Source organism: Anaeromyxobacter sp. Fw109-5, assembly GCF_000017505.1.
Taxonomy (GTDB): domain Bacteria; phylum Myxococcota; class Myxococcia; order Myxococcales; family Anaeromyxobacteraceae; genus Anaeromyxobacter.
Genome location: NC_009675.1, coordinates 2,715,523 through 2,731,786, shown reverse-complemented (window position 1 = coordinate 2,731,786; position 16,264 = coordinate 2,715,523). Strand labels below are relative to the sequence as shown.

Sequence of the window (16,264 nt, the reverse complement as noted above, 5' to 3'; positions counted from 1 at the left end):
GGGCCGTCAGGTCCCGCGCTGGATGAGCTCGATCTTGTAGCCGTCCGGGTCCTGCACGAAGGCGATGACCGTGGTGCCGTGCTTCATCGGCCCCGCCTCGCGGGTGACCACGCCGCCGCGGCGCCGGATCTCGTCGCAGGCGGCCCGCGCGTCCGCCACCTCCACCGCGACGTGGCCGAAGCCGTTGCCGAGATCGTACGCCGGCGTGTCCCAGTTGTGCGTCAGCTCGAGCGCCGCGTGCTCGGACTCGGGCCCGAAGCCGACGAACGCGAGCGTGAAGCGGCCGTCCGGGTAGTCCTGGCGGCGCAGGAGCTTCATCCCGAGGACCTCGGTGTAGAACGCGATCGACCGCTCGAGGTCGCCCACGCGGATCATGGTGTGCAGGATGCGCAAGTCGTCTCCTCGCCGCGACGGCGCGCGGCGGCTCTCGCTTAACACGGACGCGCGCGACGCGCGCGGTGCGCGAAGGCCCTCGCCCGGCGGGCGTCCGCGAGGCAGGCCGGGCGGTGCCCACAATGGTGTCGCGCGGCGCCGCGGCGCGCGCCATGAGCCGAGGCATGCGGCCCGCGGCCTTCGTCGCGGTCCTCGTCGCCGGCGCAGCCTGCCTGCAGTACAGCCCGCACGAGGTCCGCCTCGACTCCCACGAGCGGGACCTCCACGAGAGGGCCCTCGCCACGCTGCGCGCGGCCCCGCCGGTGCAGCCGCTCCGCTTCGCGGTGGTCGGCGACACGCAGATGCAGTTCGAGGACGCCGAGGACGCGGTGCGCGCGCTGAAGGCCCGGGACGATCTCGCGTTCGTGGTCCAGGTCGGCGACTTCACCCACTGGGGCCTCGCCGACGAGTTCCGGATCATGAACCGGATCTTCCGGGAGCTGCCGGTGCCGTACTTCGTCGTGGTCGGGATCCACGACCTGCTCGGTACCGGGCGGCTCGTGTACGAGGAGATGTTCGGCCCCTTGAACTTCGCGTTCACCCACGGCGGCGTCCGGTTCGCCCTGCTGGACAGCAACTCGCGCGAGTACGACTTCGACGGCACCGTGCCGGACCTCGCCTGGCTCGCCGAGCAGCTCGCGCCGTCCCCCGAGCACGATCGGGCCGTGGTGATCTCGCACGCCCCGCCGGACAACCCGGACTTCGATCCCGACCTCCGCGCCGACTACTTCCGCGTGCTGCGCGAGGGCGGCGCGACGCTGTCGCTGCACGGCCACTCGCACGTCTACCAGGCGGCGCGGGACGGCGGCGTGGAGGTGGTCACCGCCGACGACGTGGCGGGGCGGAGCTATCTCGTCGTGACGGCCGCCGAGGGCGGCGGGTTCGTCCACGAGCGGGTGGGGTTCTGATGAGGGTGGCCGCGCGCGCGCTCGTCGTCGCGTCGGCCCTGCTCGCGCCCTTCGGGCAGGGGCGGGCCGCGGAGGACGAGGATCGGCGCGCCTGGTTCGCGCCGGACCACGCCAAGCTGCAGCTCGCGGGGGCGATCGGGTTCCTCTCGCCGGGGGTCGGGTACGCGCTCCTGGGCCGCCGCGTCGAGCTGGACCTCTTCCTCGGCTACGCGCCGGAGTCGCTCGCCGGAGTGGACCTCTGGAGCGTCACCGGGAAGGCGTCCTGGCTCCCGTGGCGCGTCGGCCTCGGCCGGGGGTGGACGGCGCGGCCGCTCTACGCCGCGGTCCAGCTGACGTACACCTTCGGCGATCGCTTCTTCGTGTTCCTGCCGGACCGCTACGGGCCCGAGTACTACCCGCTGCCGACGGCGCTCCGCGCGGGCCTCGCCCTCGGCGCGGCGCTCGGGCGGCCGGTCGGGAGGCTCGAGCACCTCGGGGCGTACGCGGAGGTGGTGGCGGTGGATCTCCCGCTCGCGTATCTCGTCTCGAACCTCGGCACCGTCCGGGCGTCGGAGGTGCTGAGCGTCGCGCTCGGGGTGCGGGTCGAGCTCTGACCGGCGCCGGGCCGCGCGGGCGTCCGCGCCGCCTGCGCCGGGCGTCAGCGGAGGTACTTCTGGGCGGCCAGCGCGGCGATCGTGCCGTCGGACACGGCCGTCGTGATCTGCCGGAACTTCTTCACGCGGATGTCTCCCGCCGCGTAGAGGCCCGAGACCTCGGTCTCCATGTCGTCGGTCGTCTTCACGTAGCCGCCGGGCGCGAGCTCGACGTACTTCGCGAGCAGATCCGTCCGCGGCACCATCCCGACGAAGACGAACACGCCGTCGGTGCGGAGCACCTTCCGCTCCTTCGTCCGCAGCGCCTCGACCTCCAGCCGTTCGAGCGCGGTCTCGCCGTGGAACGCCCGCGGCTCGTGGCCGAACAGGACGCGGATCTTCGGGTTGCCGAGCGCCTCGTGCGCGGAGGCCGGCTCGGCCTGGAACTGCTCGAACTGGTGGACGATCGTGACGCTGCGCGCGAACTGCGTGAGGAACAGCGCCTCCTCCACGGCGGAGTTGCCGCCGCCGATGACGTGGATGTCCTTGCCCTCGAAGTAGGCGCCGTCGCACGTCGCGCAGTACGAGATCCCTCGCCCCTTGAACGTGTCCTCGCCGGGGAGTCCGAGGGGACGCGGCTTCGCCCCGGTGGCGACGATGACGGCGCGCGCCTCGATCGTCTCGGACTCGTCGAGCTCGAGCGTCTTCACGAACCCGGAGAGCTCGTGGTCCGTGATCTCGACGGAGCGCCGGATCTTGGCCCCGAACCGCCCGGCCTGCAGCGAGAACGCCGTCGCGAGCTCCGCGCCGTGGATGTCCTCGGGGAAGCCGGGGTAGTTCGACACCTTGTGCGTCGTCTTCACCTGGCCGCCCGGGATGCTCTCGTCCAGCACCAGCGTCCGGAGCCGGGCACGCGCGGCGTAGATGGCGGCGGTGAGCCCCGCGGGCCCCGCGCCGATCACCACGATGTCGTAGCACTCGTTCATGGCGTCGGTCCGTCCGCTAGGCGAGGAGCTGCTCGACGGCCGCCTTCAGGGCGGAGCGCTTGATCTCCTCACCCGTCATGCGCCCCGCGGCCTCGCGGCCACGCTTTAAGAACAGCAGGGTGGGGCTGCCGGTGACGCCGAGCCGCGTCGCGAGCTCGCGGTTGGCTTGCCGGAAGATCTTGAGGAACCGCACCTTGCCCGCGAACTGCTCCGCGACGGCCTCGAGCTTGGGCGCGAGCGCCTCGCACGGCGGGCACTCGGTGGAGTAGAAGTCGAGCACCACCGGGGTCTCGGCCCCGAGCACCTGCTCGTCGTATCTCTCTGCGCTGATCTCCTCGACGGACGCGGACATCGGATCTCCGGGCAAGCCCCTCCCGTGCCGGCCGATGCCGGTCGCGGGGGAGGAGTGGGGGAAGGCGGGACGGATCCCGCCGCGGGTTCAGTCGTGGCAGCCCGACACGAGCCGGGACGCCTTGGCGCAGCACTGCGCGGCCTTCTCGGGGGCGCAGCAGGCGGGCTTCTTGAGCTTGGTGAGCAGCTTCATGGCGCGTTCCTTCAGCTCTCGAGGTGGGACTCGATCTTCTCCTTCAGCGCACGGGCGGCGTCGCAGTCCTCGCACGGTGCGTCCGGCTTCACCGCGTGCGTCTGGCACGTCGCGAGACAGTTCACGAGCGACTGGACCATGATCCTGAGGTCTCTCGGAGAGAGCTCCAGGGTCACCTGCTTCGCCACCGGGACCATGTTCGCCTCCAGGAAGTCCCCGGATCGTCGCGCCGAACGGTACGAGCCGTTCGTGGCTCTTGGGGTTCGCGACACGGGGTCGCAAGCCGTCGACCGGTCCCCGGATGTGGAGCGAGCCGGTCCACATCCACGCCTTCAGGCGCCGAGCCCGTAGTAGCGCGCCCCGAGCCCGTACAGCTCCGCGACCGGGCGGCAGTCCGGCGCGAGCGGAGTCCCGTCCCGGTCCCAGGCGATGGCCCCGCAGCCGCCGCCGCATACCGCCGCGGCCGAGCACCCCTCGCACCGCGCGATCGTGAGCGTGCTGCGCCGTCGCCACGCGGCGACGGCCTCGTCGTCCCGCTCGATCCCGGGATGGAACCTGCCCAGCACGTGGGCGGGGTGGCCCACCGTGGCGGTGCACCCGTACAGCCGTCCGTCCGGTCCGAAGGCCCACTCCTTCTTGGTGGCCGGGCAGGCGTCGAAGTTCGGTGCCGGCAGCTCGCCGGTCTCGGCGAGGTGGCCGATGCCGTGGAAGCGCGGCGCGTGGAAGCGCCGCAGGATCGGGTGCGCTTCGGCGAGCTCGAGGTAGCCTGCCCATAGCTCCACGCGGTCGAAGAGATCCTCGCGGCGCTGTCGCGAGGCGCAGCCGAACAGCTCGTAGTTCCGCCCCACCTGCGTCCGGAAGCGCGAGGCGGGCAGGTCGAGCCAGCCCTTCGCGGCGGCCAGCTCGGCGAGCTCGGGGAGCGCGGCCAGGTTGCGGCGGTCGGCGACCACCCGAAGGTTCACTGGGATCGCGGCCGCGACGAGCGCGTCGACTCCCGCCACGATCCGGTCGAAGCTGCCCCGCCCGCTCGAATGCGGCCTGCGCGCGTCGTGGACCGACCGCGGGCCGTCGAGCGTGACCTGGACCTCCTTCACGGGACCGGCCGCGAGCGCGGGCAGGAACGCCTCGAGGTCGTGCCCGTTCGTCACGACCGCCAGCTCGAGGCCGCGCGCCGCCGCGCCGCGCAGGAAGCGTCCGATCCGGTCGTGGTGGGCGGGCGTGTCGCGCAGCGGCTCTCCGCCGAACAGCGTCACGTACGGCCTCGGGGTCTCGCCCGCGTGGTGCGCGTCCACGTAGGCGAAGAACGCCTCGACCACCTCGGGCGGCATCAGCGCGGACGCGGAGGGATCGAACACCTCCTGGTAGCAGTAGGTGCAGGCGAGGTTGCAGCCGAAGCTCGGGACCACGACGAGCTGGGTCGGCGAGTGGACCGCCTCGGCGGCCCACTCGGCGCGCGCCCGCTCGAGCAGGGCGCGGTCTTCCTCGTCCGTGTCGACGACGAACGCGGCCTCGCGCAGGGTCGCCTCCTGGAGCGCGCCCGGGAGCCCTGCGCCGCCCTCTAGGGCGCGCAGCGCGTTCACCTCGGGGGCGCCCAGGAGCGCCGCCTGCCCGGTGAGCGGCTGCACGAGGAGCACCTGGTCGCCGCCTGGAACGGGCGCCACGATGGTGGAGCGGGAGAGCCGCATGGAGTCCTTCAGGACGGCCGGCGCGCCGTCACGGTGAGGGAGAGGACGCGCACGCCGCCCTTCACGTAGGGAGCGCTTCGCCGCAGGACGCGCACGTCCGAGAAGCCAGCGCTGGCGACGTCGGCGAGGTACTCGGCCTCGGGGATCGCCCCACCGTAGCAGGCTGCCCACGCTTCGGGATCGTCGCGGACGGAGGCGGGGAGGGTGGTCTCCGACACCACGTCGGAGACGACGAAACGCCCGCCCGGGCGGAGCAGACGGTGCACCTCTCGGTACACGGCTGCCTTGTCCGGCGCGTGGTTGATGGCGCAGTTCGAGATGACGAGATCGGCGTCCCCGTCGGGCAGCGGCACCGCGGCGACGTCGCCGCGCACGAGCGATACCCGGGGCGCGCCGGCGGCGAGCGCGCGGGCCGCCGCGAGCATCGCCTCGTTGCCGTCCACCCCGATGGCGCGCCCGTCCGGGCCCACCGCCTCCGCGGCGCGCAGGAGATCGCGCCCGCGGCCGCAGCCGAGATCGATCACCGTCTCGCCGGGGCGTGGGGCCCCGTGCTCCAGGACGTCGCCGCACGACAGCGATCCGGCGGTGGAGGCGAGCGGCGAGTAGCGCGCCGCGAGGGCGTGGCCGAGGTCCGGGGGAGCGGCGCGGGGGCGGGACATGTCGGGAGTCTCACCCGTGCGAGAGCCGCGGGGAAGCGAGGAGATTCGCGCCCGCTCCGGGCGGCACGTCGGCCGTGTCGAGCGGGCGGGGAGCAGAACGTGCTCCCGAATCGCGGCCACCCGGACGCCGCGCGCATCGTCTCCGGCGAGCCGGAGCCGTTCCGGTTGGACGCTCGCCTCATGGCGGCGCGGGGGAGCTACGCGGCCCCGACGCGGGGCCTCCTCGAAGGGCGCGCTCGGGCCGCGCCTGTGCTATATCCCGCGACCCGGAAGTCCTTTTGGCCCCGTAGCTCAGCTGGACAGAGCGGCGGTTTCCTAAACCGTAGGCCGGGCGTTCGAGTCGCCCCGGGGCCACACCAAATCCCGCACTCGCTCCGCTGAACGCCGTTCTCTGAACGGAGAGGGCCGGGCTCGCGGCGCCGACCAGGTGCGCGAGTCTACGGTGCGGCGGCGGCGCTCCGGGCGCCACGGTGGGAACGGATGGGTCGTGACGCCATCCCGGGTCCTTCCGCGACGGGCAAATCAAGCCGCGTGGGCGCGGGCGCCGTCGGCGCCGCCGCGACGCTCCGCACCCGGGACGGCGAACCGAACCAGCCGGCGCATCGCGCTCGCGAACTGCGAGGCGAGCGAGCCCGTCGAGTAGGGGATGCCATGGCGTTCGCAGATGGCTCGCACGCGAGGGGCCATCTCCGGATAGCGCCACGCCGGGACGTTCGGGAAGAGGTGGTGCTCGATCTGGAACCCGAGGTGGCCGCTCAGCACGTGCACGAGCCGTCCCGCCTCGAAGTTGCTGCTGCCCGTGACTTGCCGGACGTACCATCCGCCCCGGTCCTCGTCCTCAAGGCCCTCCTCGCGGAAGGTGGCGGTCTGCTCGGTGAGGTGACCGCAGTAGATGACGGCATACGCCCAGCCGTTCCGGATCGTGTTCGCGAGCAGGTTCCCGCAGAGCACCTTCGCCGCCAGCGGGCCTGCGAGGGCGGGGTAGAACACGTACTCGACGAATCCCTTTCGCGCGGCCTTCCGCGCGAAGGCCCAGAGCTCGCGGGCGATCTCGCGCCGCGGCCGGCGCTTTCCGCCAGCCGCTCCGCTGGGCCGGGGGCCCAGCCCGTCGAGGAGACCGAGATCGTAGGCGCCGATGGAGTACTCGAAGAAGAGGCCGCTGAGCGGGCTCACCAGCGGCTGGAGCAGGTGGATCGGCTTCCAGGGCACCTCCGCCGAGAAGCGGAAGGCGTTGTAGCCGAAGTCGCGGTCTCGCCCGATGACGTTCGTGAAGACGTGGTGCGTCGCGTTGTGCGCCCGCTTCCAGCTCTTCGCGGTGCCCACCATGTCCCATTCGTACGTCGCCGAGCTGAGCGTCGGATCGCGCATGAAGTCGTATTGCCCGTGCAGAACGTTGTGGCCGATCTCCATGTTCTCGAGCACCTTGTACGTGGCGAGCGCGCACACGCCTGCAGCCCACGTGACGGGCTCGAGGCTGAAGTGGATGAGGAGGCGTCCCGTGACGCGGGAGACGCGGGCGACCGCCCTCACGGTCCGGATGTACTCGGCGTCCCGGGGGCCGATCTTCGCCGCGAACTCCTGCCGGAGGGAGTCGAGCTCCGCACGCAGGGACCGCGATTGCGCCGACGGGGTCATACGCGCTTCCTTTCTCGCGGCGCCGCCGCGGTCGTCCAGCTGGATGTGTGCTGCGGCCGTCACGAGCGGGTCACGGCGGCTCGCTGCGTCGTCGCGCGTCGGCCGCCCGCACGTAGCCCGGCGTTCGAGTCGCCCGCGGCACGCCCGACATCGATGTGACGGGGGGCTGGACGGCCCGGGAGCCGACCGGCCCTTCTGCTTCACGCGCCGGGTGAACGCCGGAGCCGCGCGACTCCGGAGACGCACCCGCTCGCCGCGCCGCCTTTGGGTGTCGTCGCGGGCCGTTCGCCTCTCCCCGCGGCGGTGTATAGGATTTCACGTTTGCACCTGACCCCTCCCAGAGGCCCCGCGCCCGTCACCGCGGTCGGAGCGAACGCGCTGGCGGAGCTGCTGTTCGACGAGGCAGGAAGCGGGCGGTGCCTCGTCGCGCCGGACGGCACCGTCCTCCGCGCGAACCCCGAGTGGCTCCGCGCCACGGGACTCACCCTGGACGAGGCCATCGGCCGAGACGTCCTCGAGCTGCTCCCGCAAGCGCGCGAAGCCGCGATCGCGGCGCGAACGCTCGCGCCGGCCGGACAGCGTACCGACCTGCCCCGGCACGCGCGGTGGGTCGCCGGGCGCGAGACCTGGTGGGAGGGGACCCTGTCGCCGGTTCCGATGGAGGCGGGGTGTGGGCTGCTCGTCACGCTGCGAGACGTCACGGCCGACGCGACCGCGAGCGAGGCGGCCGTCGAGGAGGCGCTGTGCAGGAGCGATGCGCGCGCCGCCGCGGTGTCGAGGAACATGCGCGATCACCTCGTGCTGCTCGAGGCGGTGCGCGGACCTACGTGCGAGATCGAGGACTGGCGCTACGTCGACGCGAACGAGGGCGCGCTGGAGCTGCTCGCCAAGACGCGCGACGGCCTGATCGGGCGGACCGTCCGGGAGGTCCTCGGAGCGCGGGCCGCCGGCGTGCACGAGCGCATGGTGCGCGTGCTGGAGACCGGGGTCCGGGAACGCTACGAAGCGACGTTCCGGGACAGAGCCCTGCTCATCACGATCTTCCCGGTGGACGCGGACACCGTCGGCAGCGCGGCGGTCGACGTCACCGAGCGCGTGCGCGGCGAGGAGGAGCGCAGGCGGGTCGAGGCGGCGCTTCGGGAGTCGGAGGCGCGGTACAGGCTGCTGTTCGACTCCATCGACGAGGGCTTCTGCATCATCGAGGTGCTGTTCGACGCCGCGGGCGCCCCCGCGGACTACCGGTTCGTCGAGGTCAATCGCGCGTTCGAGAAGCAGACCGGGCTCGTCGACGCGGCGGGCAAGCGCATGCGCGAGCTCGCGCCCGCGCACGAGGAGCACTGGTTCCAGATCTACGGCAGGGTCGCCCTGACCGGCGAGCCGATCAGGTTCGAGAACCGAGCCGAGGCGCTGGGCCGGGTCTACGACGTGTACGCCTTCCGCGTGGGGCCTCCCGAGGGACGACGGGTGGCCATCCTGTTCAGCGACATCTCGGAGCGGAAGCGCGTCGAGGAGAAGCTGCGCGAGGCCGATCGACGCAAGAGCGAGTTCCTCGGGGTGCTCTCGCACGAGCTCCGCAACCCGCTCGCGCCCATTCGCAACAGCACCCTCATCCTCGAGCGCGCGCCCGCCGGGAGCCCGGCGGCGGTGCGTGCCAGGGAGGTCATCCAGCGCCAGACGGAGCACCTCTCCCGGCTCGTCGACGACCTGCTCGACGTGGAGCGCATCGCGAGGGGCAAGGTCCAGCTCTCCCGGACGCGGCTCGACCTGCGGGACGTGGTCCGCAAGACGTGCGACGATCACCGCTCGGTGCTCGAGCAGGGCGGCGTCGAGATGCGCCTCGACCTCCCGTTCGGACCGGTGTGGGTCGAGGGGGACGCGACGCGAATCTCGCAGGTCGTCGGCAACTTGCTCCACAACGCGGCGAAGTTCACGGCGGCGGGCGGACGCGTGGAGGTGGAGGTCGCGAGCCGCGAGGAGAATGGGCTGATCGCCGTGCGCGACACCGGCGCCGGCATGATCCCCGAGGACCTCGAGCGCATCTTCCAGCCGTTCGCGCAGGGCGAGCAGGGCCTCGCGCGCACCGAGGGAGGGCTCGGCCTCGGGCTGGCGCTCGTGAAGGGGCTCGTCGAGCTCCACGGCGGGTCGGTGCGGGCGAGGAGCAAGGGGCCGGGGCGCGGCAGCGAGCTGACCGTGCGGCTGCCGCTCGCGGCCGCGGGCGCGACCACCCTCCGGCGCCGGGGCCGTGCGGAGACCGCCCCCCGGCGGATCCTCGTCATCGAGGACAACCTCGACGCCGGGCAGACGCTGGCGGACCTCCTGGAGCTCGAGGGTCACCGAGCCCACGTCGCCAGCGACGGCCGGGAGGGGATCGCGCTGGCCCGCGAGCTGAAGCCGGACGTCGTGCTCTGCGACATCGGCCTGCCCGACATGAGCGGCCACGACGTCGCTCGCGCGCTCCGATCCGACGCCACGCTCCGCTCGACGCGGCTCATCGCGCTCACCGGGTACGCGCAGCCGGAGGATCGGCAGCGCGCGCGGGAGGCGGGATTCGACGGCCACCTCCCGAAGCCGCCCGATCTCGAGGAGCTGTGGCGCTCGATCGAGGAACGGTCGTAGGGGCGCCTCGCCCCCGGAGCGTGCTCCCCTCATACCCTTCGCGAGCGCCGCCCGGCCGCGCGGCGATCCGCCCCGTCAGCCCGCGCGCCCGAGGAGCCCTCGGGCGGACGCCGCGAGCCGGCTTGCCGCCGAGGCGCTGTCCGCCGCACGCTCGCGCGAACGTGCGTTGCACCCGTCGCGCGGGGGTATCAACGTCGGCGCAGGGTATGGAAGTACGCACCCGCGGGCGCGGGGGAGGAGGGGCAGATGGCCACGGTGGACTCGGTGATGAAGTCGGCGATGTGCTGCCGTCCGGACGACACGGCGCGCGACTGCGCGCGCCTGATGAAGGAGGAGAACATCGGCTTCGTGCCGATCTGCAACGAGTCGGACGAGCCGGTGGGCACGATCACGGATCGGGACCTCGCGCTGCGCATCCTCGCGGACGGTCGCCCATCGGACGCGAAGCTGGACGGCGTCATGACGCGCGAGGTCGTGAGCTGCAGGCTCGGAGACGACCTGCGCGACGCGGAGCGGCTCATGCGCGAGCACCGCAAGTCGCGCATCATGGTCTGCGACACCGAGGGGAAGCTGCAGGGCGTCATCAGCCTCTCGGACATCGCGGACGAGGAGGACGAGGAGATCGCCGGGCGCACGCTGCGCGACGTCGCGGCGCGCGAGATCTCGCAGCCGCACGCGTCCTAGACTCGGGCGCCGCGGGAGGCGATCCCGCGACGACGCGACCGGTCTTTCCTGCGGGGGCTCTCGAGCGACGGCCCGACCGCGGCGACCCGGTGCGCCGCGGTCGCGAGGGCCACCATCAGGCGCGCGCCGGCGGGTCGAAACCGCCCGATACCAGCGACCCAGCCCGCGCTTTCTGCGCTTGCGCGAGGCCACGCCGGGGGGCATGGTGGCGCCAGCCGGGAGGGGCCTCGAGGATGGACAAGCTCGCGTCGAACGCGCCGGGGCACCTGTCCCAGCGGATCCAGGAGGGCCTGCGCGGCCACCACCTGCTGTTCGACGCGGACCAGATCCGCGAGGCGTTCGCGGTCCCGGACCGCGCCGTGCAGCGCGAGGACGCGGACGAGATCGGCCAGGTCCTGCTCTCCATCTGCCGGGACTCCCTCGAGGTGGCGCGCGTCGCGGTCGACGGGCTCGCGCCCGACGCACGCCTCGCCCTCATCCGGCTCTACTTCCGCCTCCTGGATCGCGCGGAGCAGGAGCGCGGCCTCACGCACTGAGCGAATGCCCCTCCCGGACGCCCTCGCGCGCGCCACGTTCCCGGCCCCGGTCCTCCACGTCCTGCGCCGGCTCGGCGACGCCGGGTATCGCTCCTGGCTCGTCGGCGGCGCCGTCCGCGATCTGCTCCTCCACCGCGCCCGGGACGCGAACGACTTCGACGTCGCGACGCCCGCGCTGCCGGAGCAGGTGGCGGCGCTCTTCCCCAAGGTCATCCCGACCGGCATCGAGCACGGGACCGTGACGGTCCTCGTGGGCGGCGAGCCGATCGAGGTGACGACGTTCCGGGGGGAGGGCGAGTACAAGGACGGCCGGCGGCCGGAGTCGGTGACCTTCCACGAGGACCTCGAGGCGGACCTCGCCCGGCGCGACTTCACCATCAACGCGCTCGCGCTCGATCCGCTGGCCGGCGAGCTCCGGGATCCGTTCGGCGGCGAGGCCGACCTGAGGCGCCGCCTGATCCGCGCCGTCGGCGACCCGGTCGCCCGCTTCGGCGAGGACGGGCTGCGGCCGATGCGCGCCGTCCGCTTCGCGGCCCAGCTCGGCTATTCGCTCGACCCCGCCACGGAGGAGGCGATCCGCGGCGCGCTGCCGATCGTGCGCAAGGTCTCGCGCGAGCGGATCGCGGACGAGCTGACCCGCCTCGTCGTGGCGCCCGACGCCCCCCGCGCCGTCGACCTCATGCGTACCACCGGGCTCCTCGCCACGGTCCTCCCCGCGCTCGCCGGCCGGCCCGAGCGGGAGCTCGACCACGCGGTGGCGGTCCTGGCGGCGACCCCCGGCGAGCCGGCGCTCCGGCTCGCCGCGCTCCTCCACGCGCTGCCCGCGGAGGACGTCGGACGGACGCTCCTCGATCTCCGGCTGTCGCGACGGATCTCCGACGAGACGGCAGCGCTCGTGCGTGCGCACGTGTGCCGGCTCGACGGCAGCCGGGCGCTCCCCGCGTCGCCCGCCGACGTCCGCCGGTGGCTCTCCGCGGCCGGCCCGGCCCGAGCGCCGCTGCTGCTGGAGCTCGCGCGCGCCGAGGCCGCCGCGATGGGCGCGCAGGTCGGCGGCGATCAGCGCGCGGTCCACGCGCTCTCCGAGGCGATCGCGCGCATCCGGCGCGAGCGCGACCCGCTCACGCCCCAGGACCTCGCGCTCGACGGAAGGGCGGTGATGCGAATCCTGGGCGCCGGTCCCGGCCCCCACGTCGGCGAGGCTCTCCGTCACCTGCTCGAGCGGGTGCTCGCGGAGCCCCGGGAGAACGACGAGGCGCGGCTCACCGAGGCGCTGGTGCATTGGTGGGATGCGCGGGGGCGACGCTTATAATCAAGGGCGAGGCCATCCATGCCGCGCCGCGTGCTTTGCATCGAGGGAGACGCCGAGGTCCGGGCGCGGGTGAAGACCCGCCTGGAGCGTGAAGGGTTCACGGTCGACACGTCGGCCTCGGGGCTCGAGGGGATCGAGCGTGCCCTCACGTCCCGGCCCGATCTCATCGTGGCGGACGTGCACCTGCCCGATCTGGAGGGGTTCGAGCTCACCGCGCGGCTCAAGCGGGAGAAGGCGCTCGAGCACGTCCCCATCGTGGCGGTGGGGGAGTCGCGGGACGAGCACGACGACGCCATCGCGGCGGGCGCCGACGGCTTCGTGGATCGCGCCGCCGACGACGGGCAGCTCGGGGCCGAGCTGCTCGAGTACATGGACGGCAAGCGCGAGCGGCTCACCGAGCAGGGCGAGCGGGAGCGGTTGCGCACCCTCTCCGGCACGATGGCGGCGCACCTCGAGGCGGCGCTCACCGGGGCGCGGCGCGCGAACGCCCGGCTCCTCGAGCTCGACGAGCTGAAGAGCGCGTTCATGCACAACCTCGCGCACGAGCTCTCGACGCCGCTCACCCCGCTCGCCGGCTACCTCCGCATCCTCTCCTCGGAGAAGCTCGGCCCGATGTCGCCCCAGCAGAAGCGGATCGTGGACTCGATGATCCACTCCGTGACCCGCCTCGCCCGCGTGGTGGACAACCTCTCCGACTTCGCGAGCCTGCAGGCGGGCGAGTCGCCGATCATGGAGGGCGCGGTGAACCCGGACCAGCTCGCCGACGAGGTGGTCGCCGAGCAGCGCCCGATGATCCGCGACGCGCGCCTGCACGTGGTGGTGGCGCACGCCGGCGGCGAGCCCGTGATCGCCGACCCGCGCAAGCTGCGCCAGGCGATCGCGAACATCGTCTCGAACGCGGTGAAGTTCTCGCCGCACGGGGGCGAGGTGCTCGTCGAGGTCACGCGGCAGCCCGGGAAGCTGCGCTACACGGTCTACGACCAGGGGCCGGGCATCCGGAGCCTCGAGCAGGAGCGGATCTTCGAGCCGCTCCACCACGCGCGCGCGCGCGGAACCGACGAGGCGCGCCTGCCGGGCTCGGGGCTGGGGCTCCCGGTCGCACGCCGGATCGCCGAGGCGCACGGCGGCCGCGTCTGGGTGGAGAGCCCCCCGCGCACCCAGCCCGGCTCGCTCGCCCGTCAGTTCACCGGCTCAAAGTTCGTGCTGGAGATCCCGGTCCGGCCGGCGGACCAGCCGACGGCCGGGAAGGCGCCGTCCGCAGCCTCCCTCGCTTGATCCCGGGCCCCGGCGCGGGTACACCGCCCCCGATGCGCGTCCTCGTCGCCCTCTCCGGCGGAGTCGACTCCTCCACCGCCGCCGCGCTCCTCGTCGCCGAGGGGCACGACGTGATCGGCGTGTCGATGCGCGTCGCCGACTACTCGGACGCGCGGCGCGGCCGCTCGTGCTGCGCGCCGGACGACCTCGAGGACGCGCGCGCGGCGGCGCGCCGGCTCGACATCCCGTTCTACGTCGCGAACGTCGAGGCGCGCTTCCGCGAGCGGGTCATCGAGCCGTTCGTGCGCGACTACGTCGAGGGCCGAACGCCGAACCCCTGCGTGGCGTGCAACTCGGACGTGAAGTTCGACTGGCTGCTCGCCCGCGCGCGGGCGCTCGGCGCCAAGCTCGCGACGGGTCACTACGCGCGGGTGGAGCGGCGCGGCGGCCGGTTCGCGCTGTGCAGGGCCGGAGATCCGGCGAAGGACCAGACCTACTTCCTGTACGGCCTCGGCCAGGAAGCCCTCCGGGACGTGCTGTTCCCCGTCGGCGACCTGGCCAAGCGCGACGTGCGCGCCGTCGCCGCGCAGGCGGGGCTGCCGAACGCGGAGAAGGCCGAGTCGCAGGAGATCTGCTTCGTCACGCAGGGCGACGCCGGGGACTTCGTCGCGCTGCGCGCGCCCGGGAGCGTACGGGCCGGTGAGATCGTGTCCACCGCGGGCGAGGTGCTCGGGCGTCACGACGGGGTGCACCGCTTCACGGTGGGCCAGCGGCGCGGGCTCGGCCTCGCCGGGCCGGCTCCGCGTTACGTCGTGCGGCTGGAGCCGGGGACGGCCCGCGTGGTGGTCGGCAGCGCGGGCGAAGCCTCGCGCGATCGCTTCGCGGTGACCGAGGTGCGCTGGATCGCGGGCGCGCCGCCGCCGAGGCCCGTGGCCGCGCGGGTGAAGGTGCGCCACCGCCACGAGGGCGAGGAGGGGACCGTGACGCCCGACGGCGGCGGCGGCCAGGTGAGGCTCGCGCGGCCGGTGCGCGGCGTCGCGCCGGGCCAGGCGGCGGTCTTCTACGACGGCGACGAGGTGCTCGGCGGTGGCCGCATCGTCTGACGGCGCTCCCAGGCGACCGCGCGTGGCGCTCGTCGCGCTCGGCTGCCGCGTGAGCCGCGCCGACGTCGACGCGGTGGCGAGCGCGCTCGGGGATCGGGTCGAGCTGGCGCGCGACGAGGAGCCCGCCGACGTCGTCGTGGTGAGCGGCTGCACGATCACCGGCGACGCCGACGCGGCCGCGCGGCGAGCGATCCGTCGCGCCGCACGGGCGAACCCGGGGGCGAGGATCGTCGCCGCCGGCTGCTACGCGGAGCTCCGTCCCGAGGTGCTCGGCGCGCTGCCGGGCGTCGCCGCCGTGCTCGGCGCGCGCGAGCACGCGGAGGTGGCCGGGACGGTCCTGCGGCTCGCCGGCCTGCCGGCCGCGGACCCCGGGAGCGCCGCCGGGGCGAGCCGCGGGGCGGGGTGGGGCCCGCCGCCGCTCGTGCTCGCCCGGCACACGCGCCCCTTCCTGAAGATCCAGGACGGCTGCGACGCGCGCTGTAGCTACTGCGTCGTGCCGCTCGCCCGCGGCCCCGCGCGGTCGCTGGCGTTCGACGAGGCGCTGGGTCGCCTCTCGCTGCTCGGGGCGCGCCACGCGGAGATCGTCGTCGCGGGCGTGCACCTCGGCGCGTACGGGCGCGATCTCTCGCCGCGCCGCACGCTCGCGGACCTCATCCGCGCCGCGGTCGGTGGCGGCCTGCGCGCCCGGCTGCGCCTCTCGTCCCTCGAGCCCCTGGAGGTCCCGCTCGACCTCCTCGACGACCCTGCGGTGGCGCCCGCGCTCTGCCCGCACCTCCACCTGCCGCTCCAGAGCGGCTCGGATCGGATCCTGGCGGCGATGCGCCGGCCGTACCGCGCGGATGGCTACCGCCGCGCGGCGCTCGAGGGCGCGGCGCGGCTGCCCGGCCTCTGCCTCGGCGCGGACGTGGTCACCGGCTTCCCCGGCGAGACGGACGACGACCACCGCGCGACGCTCTCGCTCATCGAGGCGCTGCCGCTCGCGTACCTCCACGTCTTCCGGTTCTCGCCGCGCCCGGGCACCGAGGCCGCGGCGCTCCCCTCGGCCGTGCCCGGCGCCGTGGCGCGCGCGCGCGCGGCCGAGCTGGTCGCGCTCTCCGAGCGGCGCTGGCGGGCATTCCTCGACGGGCTCCTGGGCAAGGAGCTCGAGGTCGTGGTCGAGCGCGTGGAAGGCGGGCGCGCTCGCGGCACCGCGCGCGAGTACGCCACCGTCCGGTGGCGCGCCGACCCGGCGGCGGGCGACGTGCGAGGGGCCCTCGCGCGCGTGCGCGTGACCGGCCACGACGGCGACGCGTGCGAGGGCGTCCGCGCCGGACGACCCACGCCGCACGCCGGGTGACGGCC

The 16,264-nt window shown here is 74.0% G+C and carries 16 protein-coding genes and 1 tRNA gene; 10 read left to right on the top strand and 7 right to left on the bottom strand.

The window, feature by feature from the left end; genetic code table 11:
* Nucleotides 1-6: 6 nt before the first annotated feature.
* On the bottom strand, nt 7-393 hold the full coding sequence (gloA, locus tag ANAE109_RS12095; protein ID WP_012097153.1) for a lactoylglutathione lyase: 387 nt from the start codon (nt 391-393) through the stop codon (nt 7-9).
* Between the two features lie 152 nt (nt 394-545).
* Between gloA and ANAE109_RS12090 the strand changes: the two genes are divergently transcribed.
* Together ANAE109_RS12090 and ANAE109_RS12085 are read left to right on the top strand one after the other, a co-directional pair.
* Nucleotides 546-1,340, top strand: coding sequence for a metallophosphoesterase (locus ANAE109_RS12090; RefSeq protein ID WP_158305888.1), 795 nt, complete (start codon nt 546-548; stop codon nt 1,338-1,340).
* Nucleotides 1,340-1,933 (top strand): hypothetical protein, encoded by a 594-nt coding sequence (locus ANAE109_RS12085; RefSeq protein WP_012097151.1) that lies wholly within the window; start codon nt 1,340-1,342, stop codon nt 1,931-1,933. Before ANAE109_RS12090 ends, ANAE109_RS12085 begins: the two co-directional genes overlap by 1 nt.
* Nucleotides 1,934-1,977: 44 nt before the next feature.
* On the opposite strand, the gene ANAE109_RS12080 is transcribed toward ANAE109_RS12085, so the two are convergent.
* From ANAE109_RS12080 to ANAE109_RS12060, 5 genes are all read right to left on the bottom strand, one after another.
* Nucleotides 1,978-2,898, bottom strand: a complete 921-nt coding sequence (locus ANAE109_RS12080; protein WP_012097150.1) for an NAD(P)/FAD-dependent oxidoreductase — start codon at nt 2,896-2,898, stop codon at nt 1,978-1,980.
* Nucleotides 2,899-2,914: 16 nt separating this feature from the next.
* Nucleotides 2,915-3,250: a co-chaperone YbbN gene (locus ANAE109_RS12075; protein WP_012097149.1), complete on the bottom strand. Its 336-nt coding sequence runs from the start codon at nt 3,248-3,250 to the stop codon at nt 2,915-2,917.
* Nucleotides 3,251-3,453: 203 nt separating this feature from the next.
* Nucleotides 3,454-3,639: a hypothetical protein gene (locus ANAE109_RS12070; RefSeq protein ID WP_041448304.1), complete on the bottom strand. Its 186-nt coding sequence runs from the start codon at nt 3,637-3,639 to the stop codon at nt 3,454-3,456.
* Nucleotides 3,640-3,774: 135 nt separating this feature from the next.
* The gene (locus ANAE109_RS12065) at nt 3,775-5,127 is read right to left on the bottom strand and encodes a radical SAM protein (RefSeq protein ID WP_012097148.1); all 1,353 of its coding nucleotides are present in this window, start codon (nt 5,125-5,127) and stop codon (nt 3,775-3,777) included.
* An 8-nt stretch (nt 5,128-5,135) separates the two neighbouring features.
* Entirely contained in the window at nt 5,136-5,786 is a 651-nt protein-coding gene (locus ANAE109_RS12060) for a methyltransferase domain-containing protein (RefSeq protein ID WP_012097147.1), read from the bottom strand.
* Nucleotides 5,787-6,066: 280 nt separating this feature from the next.
* Between ANAE109_RS12060 and ANAE109_RS12055 the strand changes: the two genes are divergently transcribed.
* A tRNA-Arg gene (locus ANAE109_RS12055) sits at nt 6,067-6,140 on the top strand.
* 168 nt (nt 6,141-6,308) lie between these two features.
* Here ANAE109_RS12055 and ANAE109_RS12050 read toward each other — a convergent pair.
* The gene (locus tag ANAE109_RS12050) at nt 6,309-7,421 is read right to left on the bottom strand and encodes an acyl-CoA desaturase (protein ID WP_012097146.1); all 1,113 of its coding nucleotides are present in this window, start codon (nt 7,419-7,421) and stop codon (nt 6,309-6,311) included.
* A gap of 321 nt (nt 7,422-7,742) precedes the next feature.
* Between ANAE109_RS12050 and ANAE109_RS23420 the strand changes: the two genes are divergently transcribed.
* From ANAE109_RS23420 to ANAE109_RS12015, 7 genes are all read left to right on the top strand, one after another.
* Entirely contained in the window at nt 7,743-10,037 is a 2,295-nt protein-coding gene (locus tag ANAE109_RS23420) for an ATP-binding protein (RefSeq protein WP_012097145.1), read from the top strand.
* A gap of 246 nt (nt 10,038-10,283) precedes the next feature.
* Complete coding sequence (locus ANAE109_RS12040) at nt 10,284-10,721, top strand: CBS domain-containing protein (protein ID WP_012097144.1); 438 nt, start codon at nt 10,284-10,286, stop codon at nt 10,719-10,721.
* A 233-nt stretch (nt 10,722-10,954) separates the two neighbouring features.
* The gene (locus ANAE109_RS12035) at nt 10,955-11,257 is read left to right on the top strand and encodes a hypothetical protein (RefSeq protein ID WP_012097143.1); all 303 of its coding nucleotides are present in this window, start codon (nt 10,955-10,957) and stop codon (nt 11,255-11,257) included.
* 4 nt (nt 11,258-11,261) lie between these two features.
* Nucleotides 11,262-12,566: a CCA tRNA nucleotidyltransferase gene (locus ANAE109_RS12030; protein WP_012097142.1), complete on the top strand. Its 1,305-nt coding sequence runs from the start codon at nt 11,262-11,264 to the stop codon at nt 12,564-12,566.
* 18 nt (nt 12,567-12,584) lie between these two features.
* Nucleotides 12,585-13,841 (top strand): hybrid sensor histidine kinase/response regulator, encoded by a 1,257-nt coding sequence (locus ANAE109_RS12025; RefSeq protein ID WP_012097141.1) that lies wholly within the window; start codon nt 12,585-12,587, stop codon nt 13,839-13,841.
* Nucleotides 13,842-13,873: 32 nt separating this feature from the next.
* Nucleotides 13,874-14,923: a tRNA 2-thiouridine(34) synthase MnmA gene (gene mnmA / locus ANAE109_RS12020; RefSeq protein WP_012097140.1), complete on the top strand. Its 1,050-nt coding sequence runs from the start codon at nt 13,874-13,876 to the stop codon at nt 14,921-14,923.
* A complete protein-coding gene (locus ANAE109_RS12015) occupies nt 14,907-16,259 on the top strand; it encodes a MiaB/RimO family radical SAM methylthiotransferase (RefSeq protein ID WP_012097139.1) in 1,353 nt (450 codons plus the stop codon). The genes mnmA and ANAE109_RS12015 overlap by 17 nt, the downstream gene beginning before the upstream one ends.
* Nucleotides 16,260-16,264 lie beyond the last annotated feature (5 nt).

Excerpts from the sequence above, each read along its gene's own strand:
- ANAE109_RS12090 (WP_158305888.1), top strand. The coding sequence starts at position 546 with ATGAGCCGAGGCATGCGGCCCGCGGCCTTCGTCGCGGTCCTCGTCGCC.
- ANAE109_RS12085 (WP_012097151.1), top strand. The coding sequence starts at position 1,340 with ATGAGGGTGGCCGCGCGCGCGCTCGTCGTCGCGTCGGCCCTGCTCGCG.
- ANAE109_RS12080 (WP_012097150.1), bottom strand. The coding sequence starts at position 2,898 with ATGAACGAGTGCTACGACATCGTGGTGATCGGCGCGGGGCCCGCGGGG.
- ANAE109_RS12075 (WP_012097149.1), bottom strand. The coding sequence starts at position 3,250 with ATGTCCGCGTCCGTCGAGGAGATCAGCGCAGAGAGATACGACGAGCAG.
- ANAE109_RS12070 (WP_041448304.1), bottom strand. The coding sequence starts at position 3,639 with ATGGTCCCGGTGGCGAAGCAGGTGACCCTGGAGCTCTCTCCGAGAGAC.
- ANAE109_RS12065 (WP_012097148.1), bottom strand. The coding sequence starts at position 5,127 with ATGCGGCTCTCCCGCTCCACCATCGTGGCGCCCGTTCCAGGCGGCGAC.
- ANAE109_RS12060 (WP_012097147.1), bottom strand. The coding sequence starts at position 5,786 with ATGTCCCGCCCCCGCGCCGCTCCCCCGGACCTCGGCCACGCCCTCGCG.
- ANAE109_RS12050 (WP_012097146.1), bottom strand. The coding sequence starts at position 7,421 with ATGACCCCGTCGGCGCAATCGCGGTCCCTGCGTGCGGAGCTCGACTCC.
- ANAE109_RS12040 (WP_012097144.1), top strand. The coding sequence starts at position 10,284 with ATGGCCACGGTGGACTCGGTGATGAAGTCGGCGATGTGCTGCCGTCCG.
- ANAE109_RS12035 (WP_012097143.1), top strand. The coding sequence starts at position 10,955 with ATGGACAAGCTCGCGTCGAACGCGCCGGGGCACCTGTCCCAGCGGATC.
- ANAE109_RS12030 (WP_012097142.1), top strand. The coding sequence starts at position 11,262 with ATGCCCCTCCCGGACGCCCTCGCGCGCGCCACGTTCCCGGCCCCGGTC.
- ANAE109_RS12025 (WP_012097141.1), top strand. The coding sequence starts at position 12,585 with ATGCCGCGCCGCGTGCTTTGCATCGAGGGAGACGCCGAGGTCCGGGCG.
- mnmA (WP_012097140.1), top strand. The coding sequence starts at position 13,874 with ATGCGCGTCCTCGTCGCCCTCTCCGGCGGAGTCGACTCCTCCACCGCC.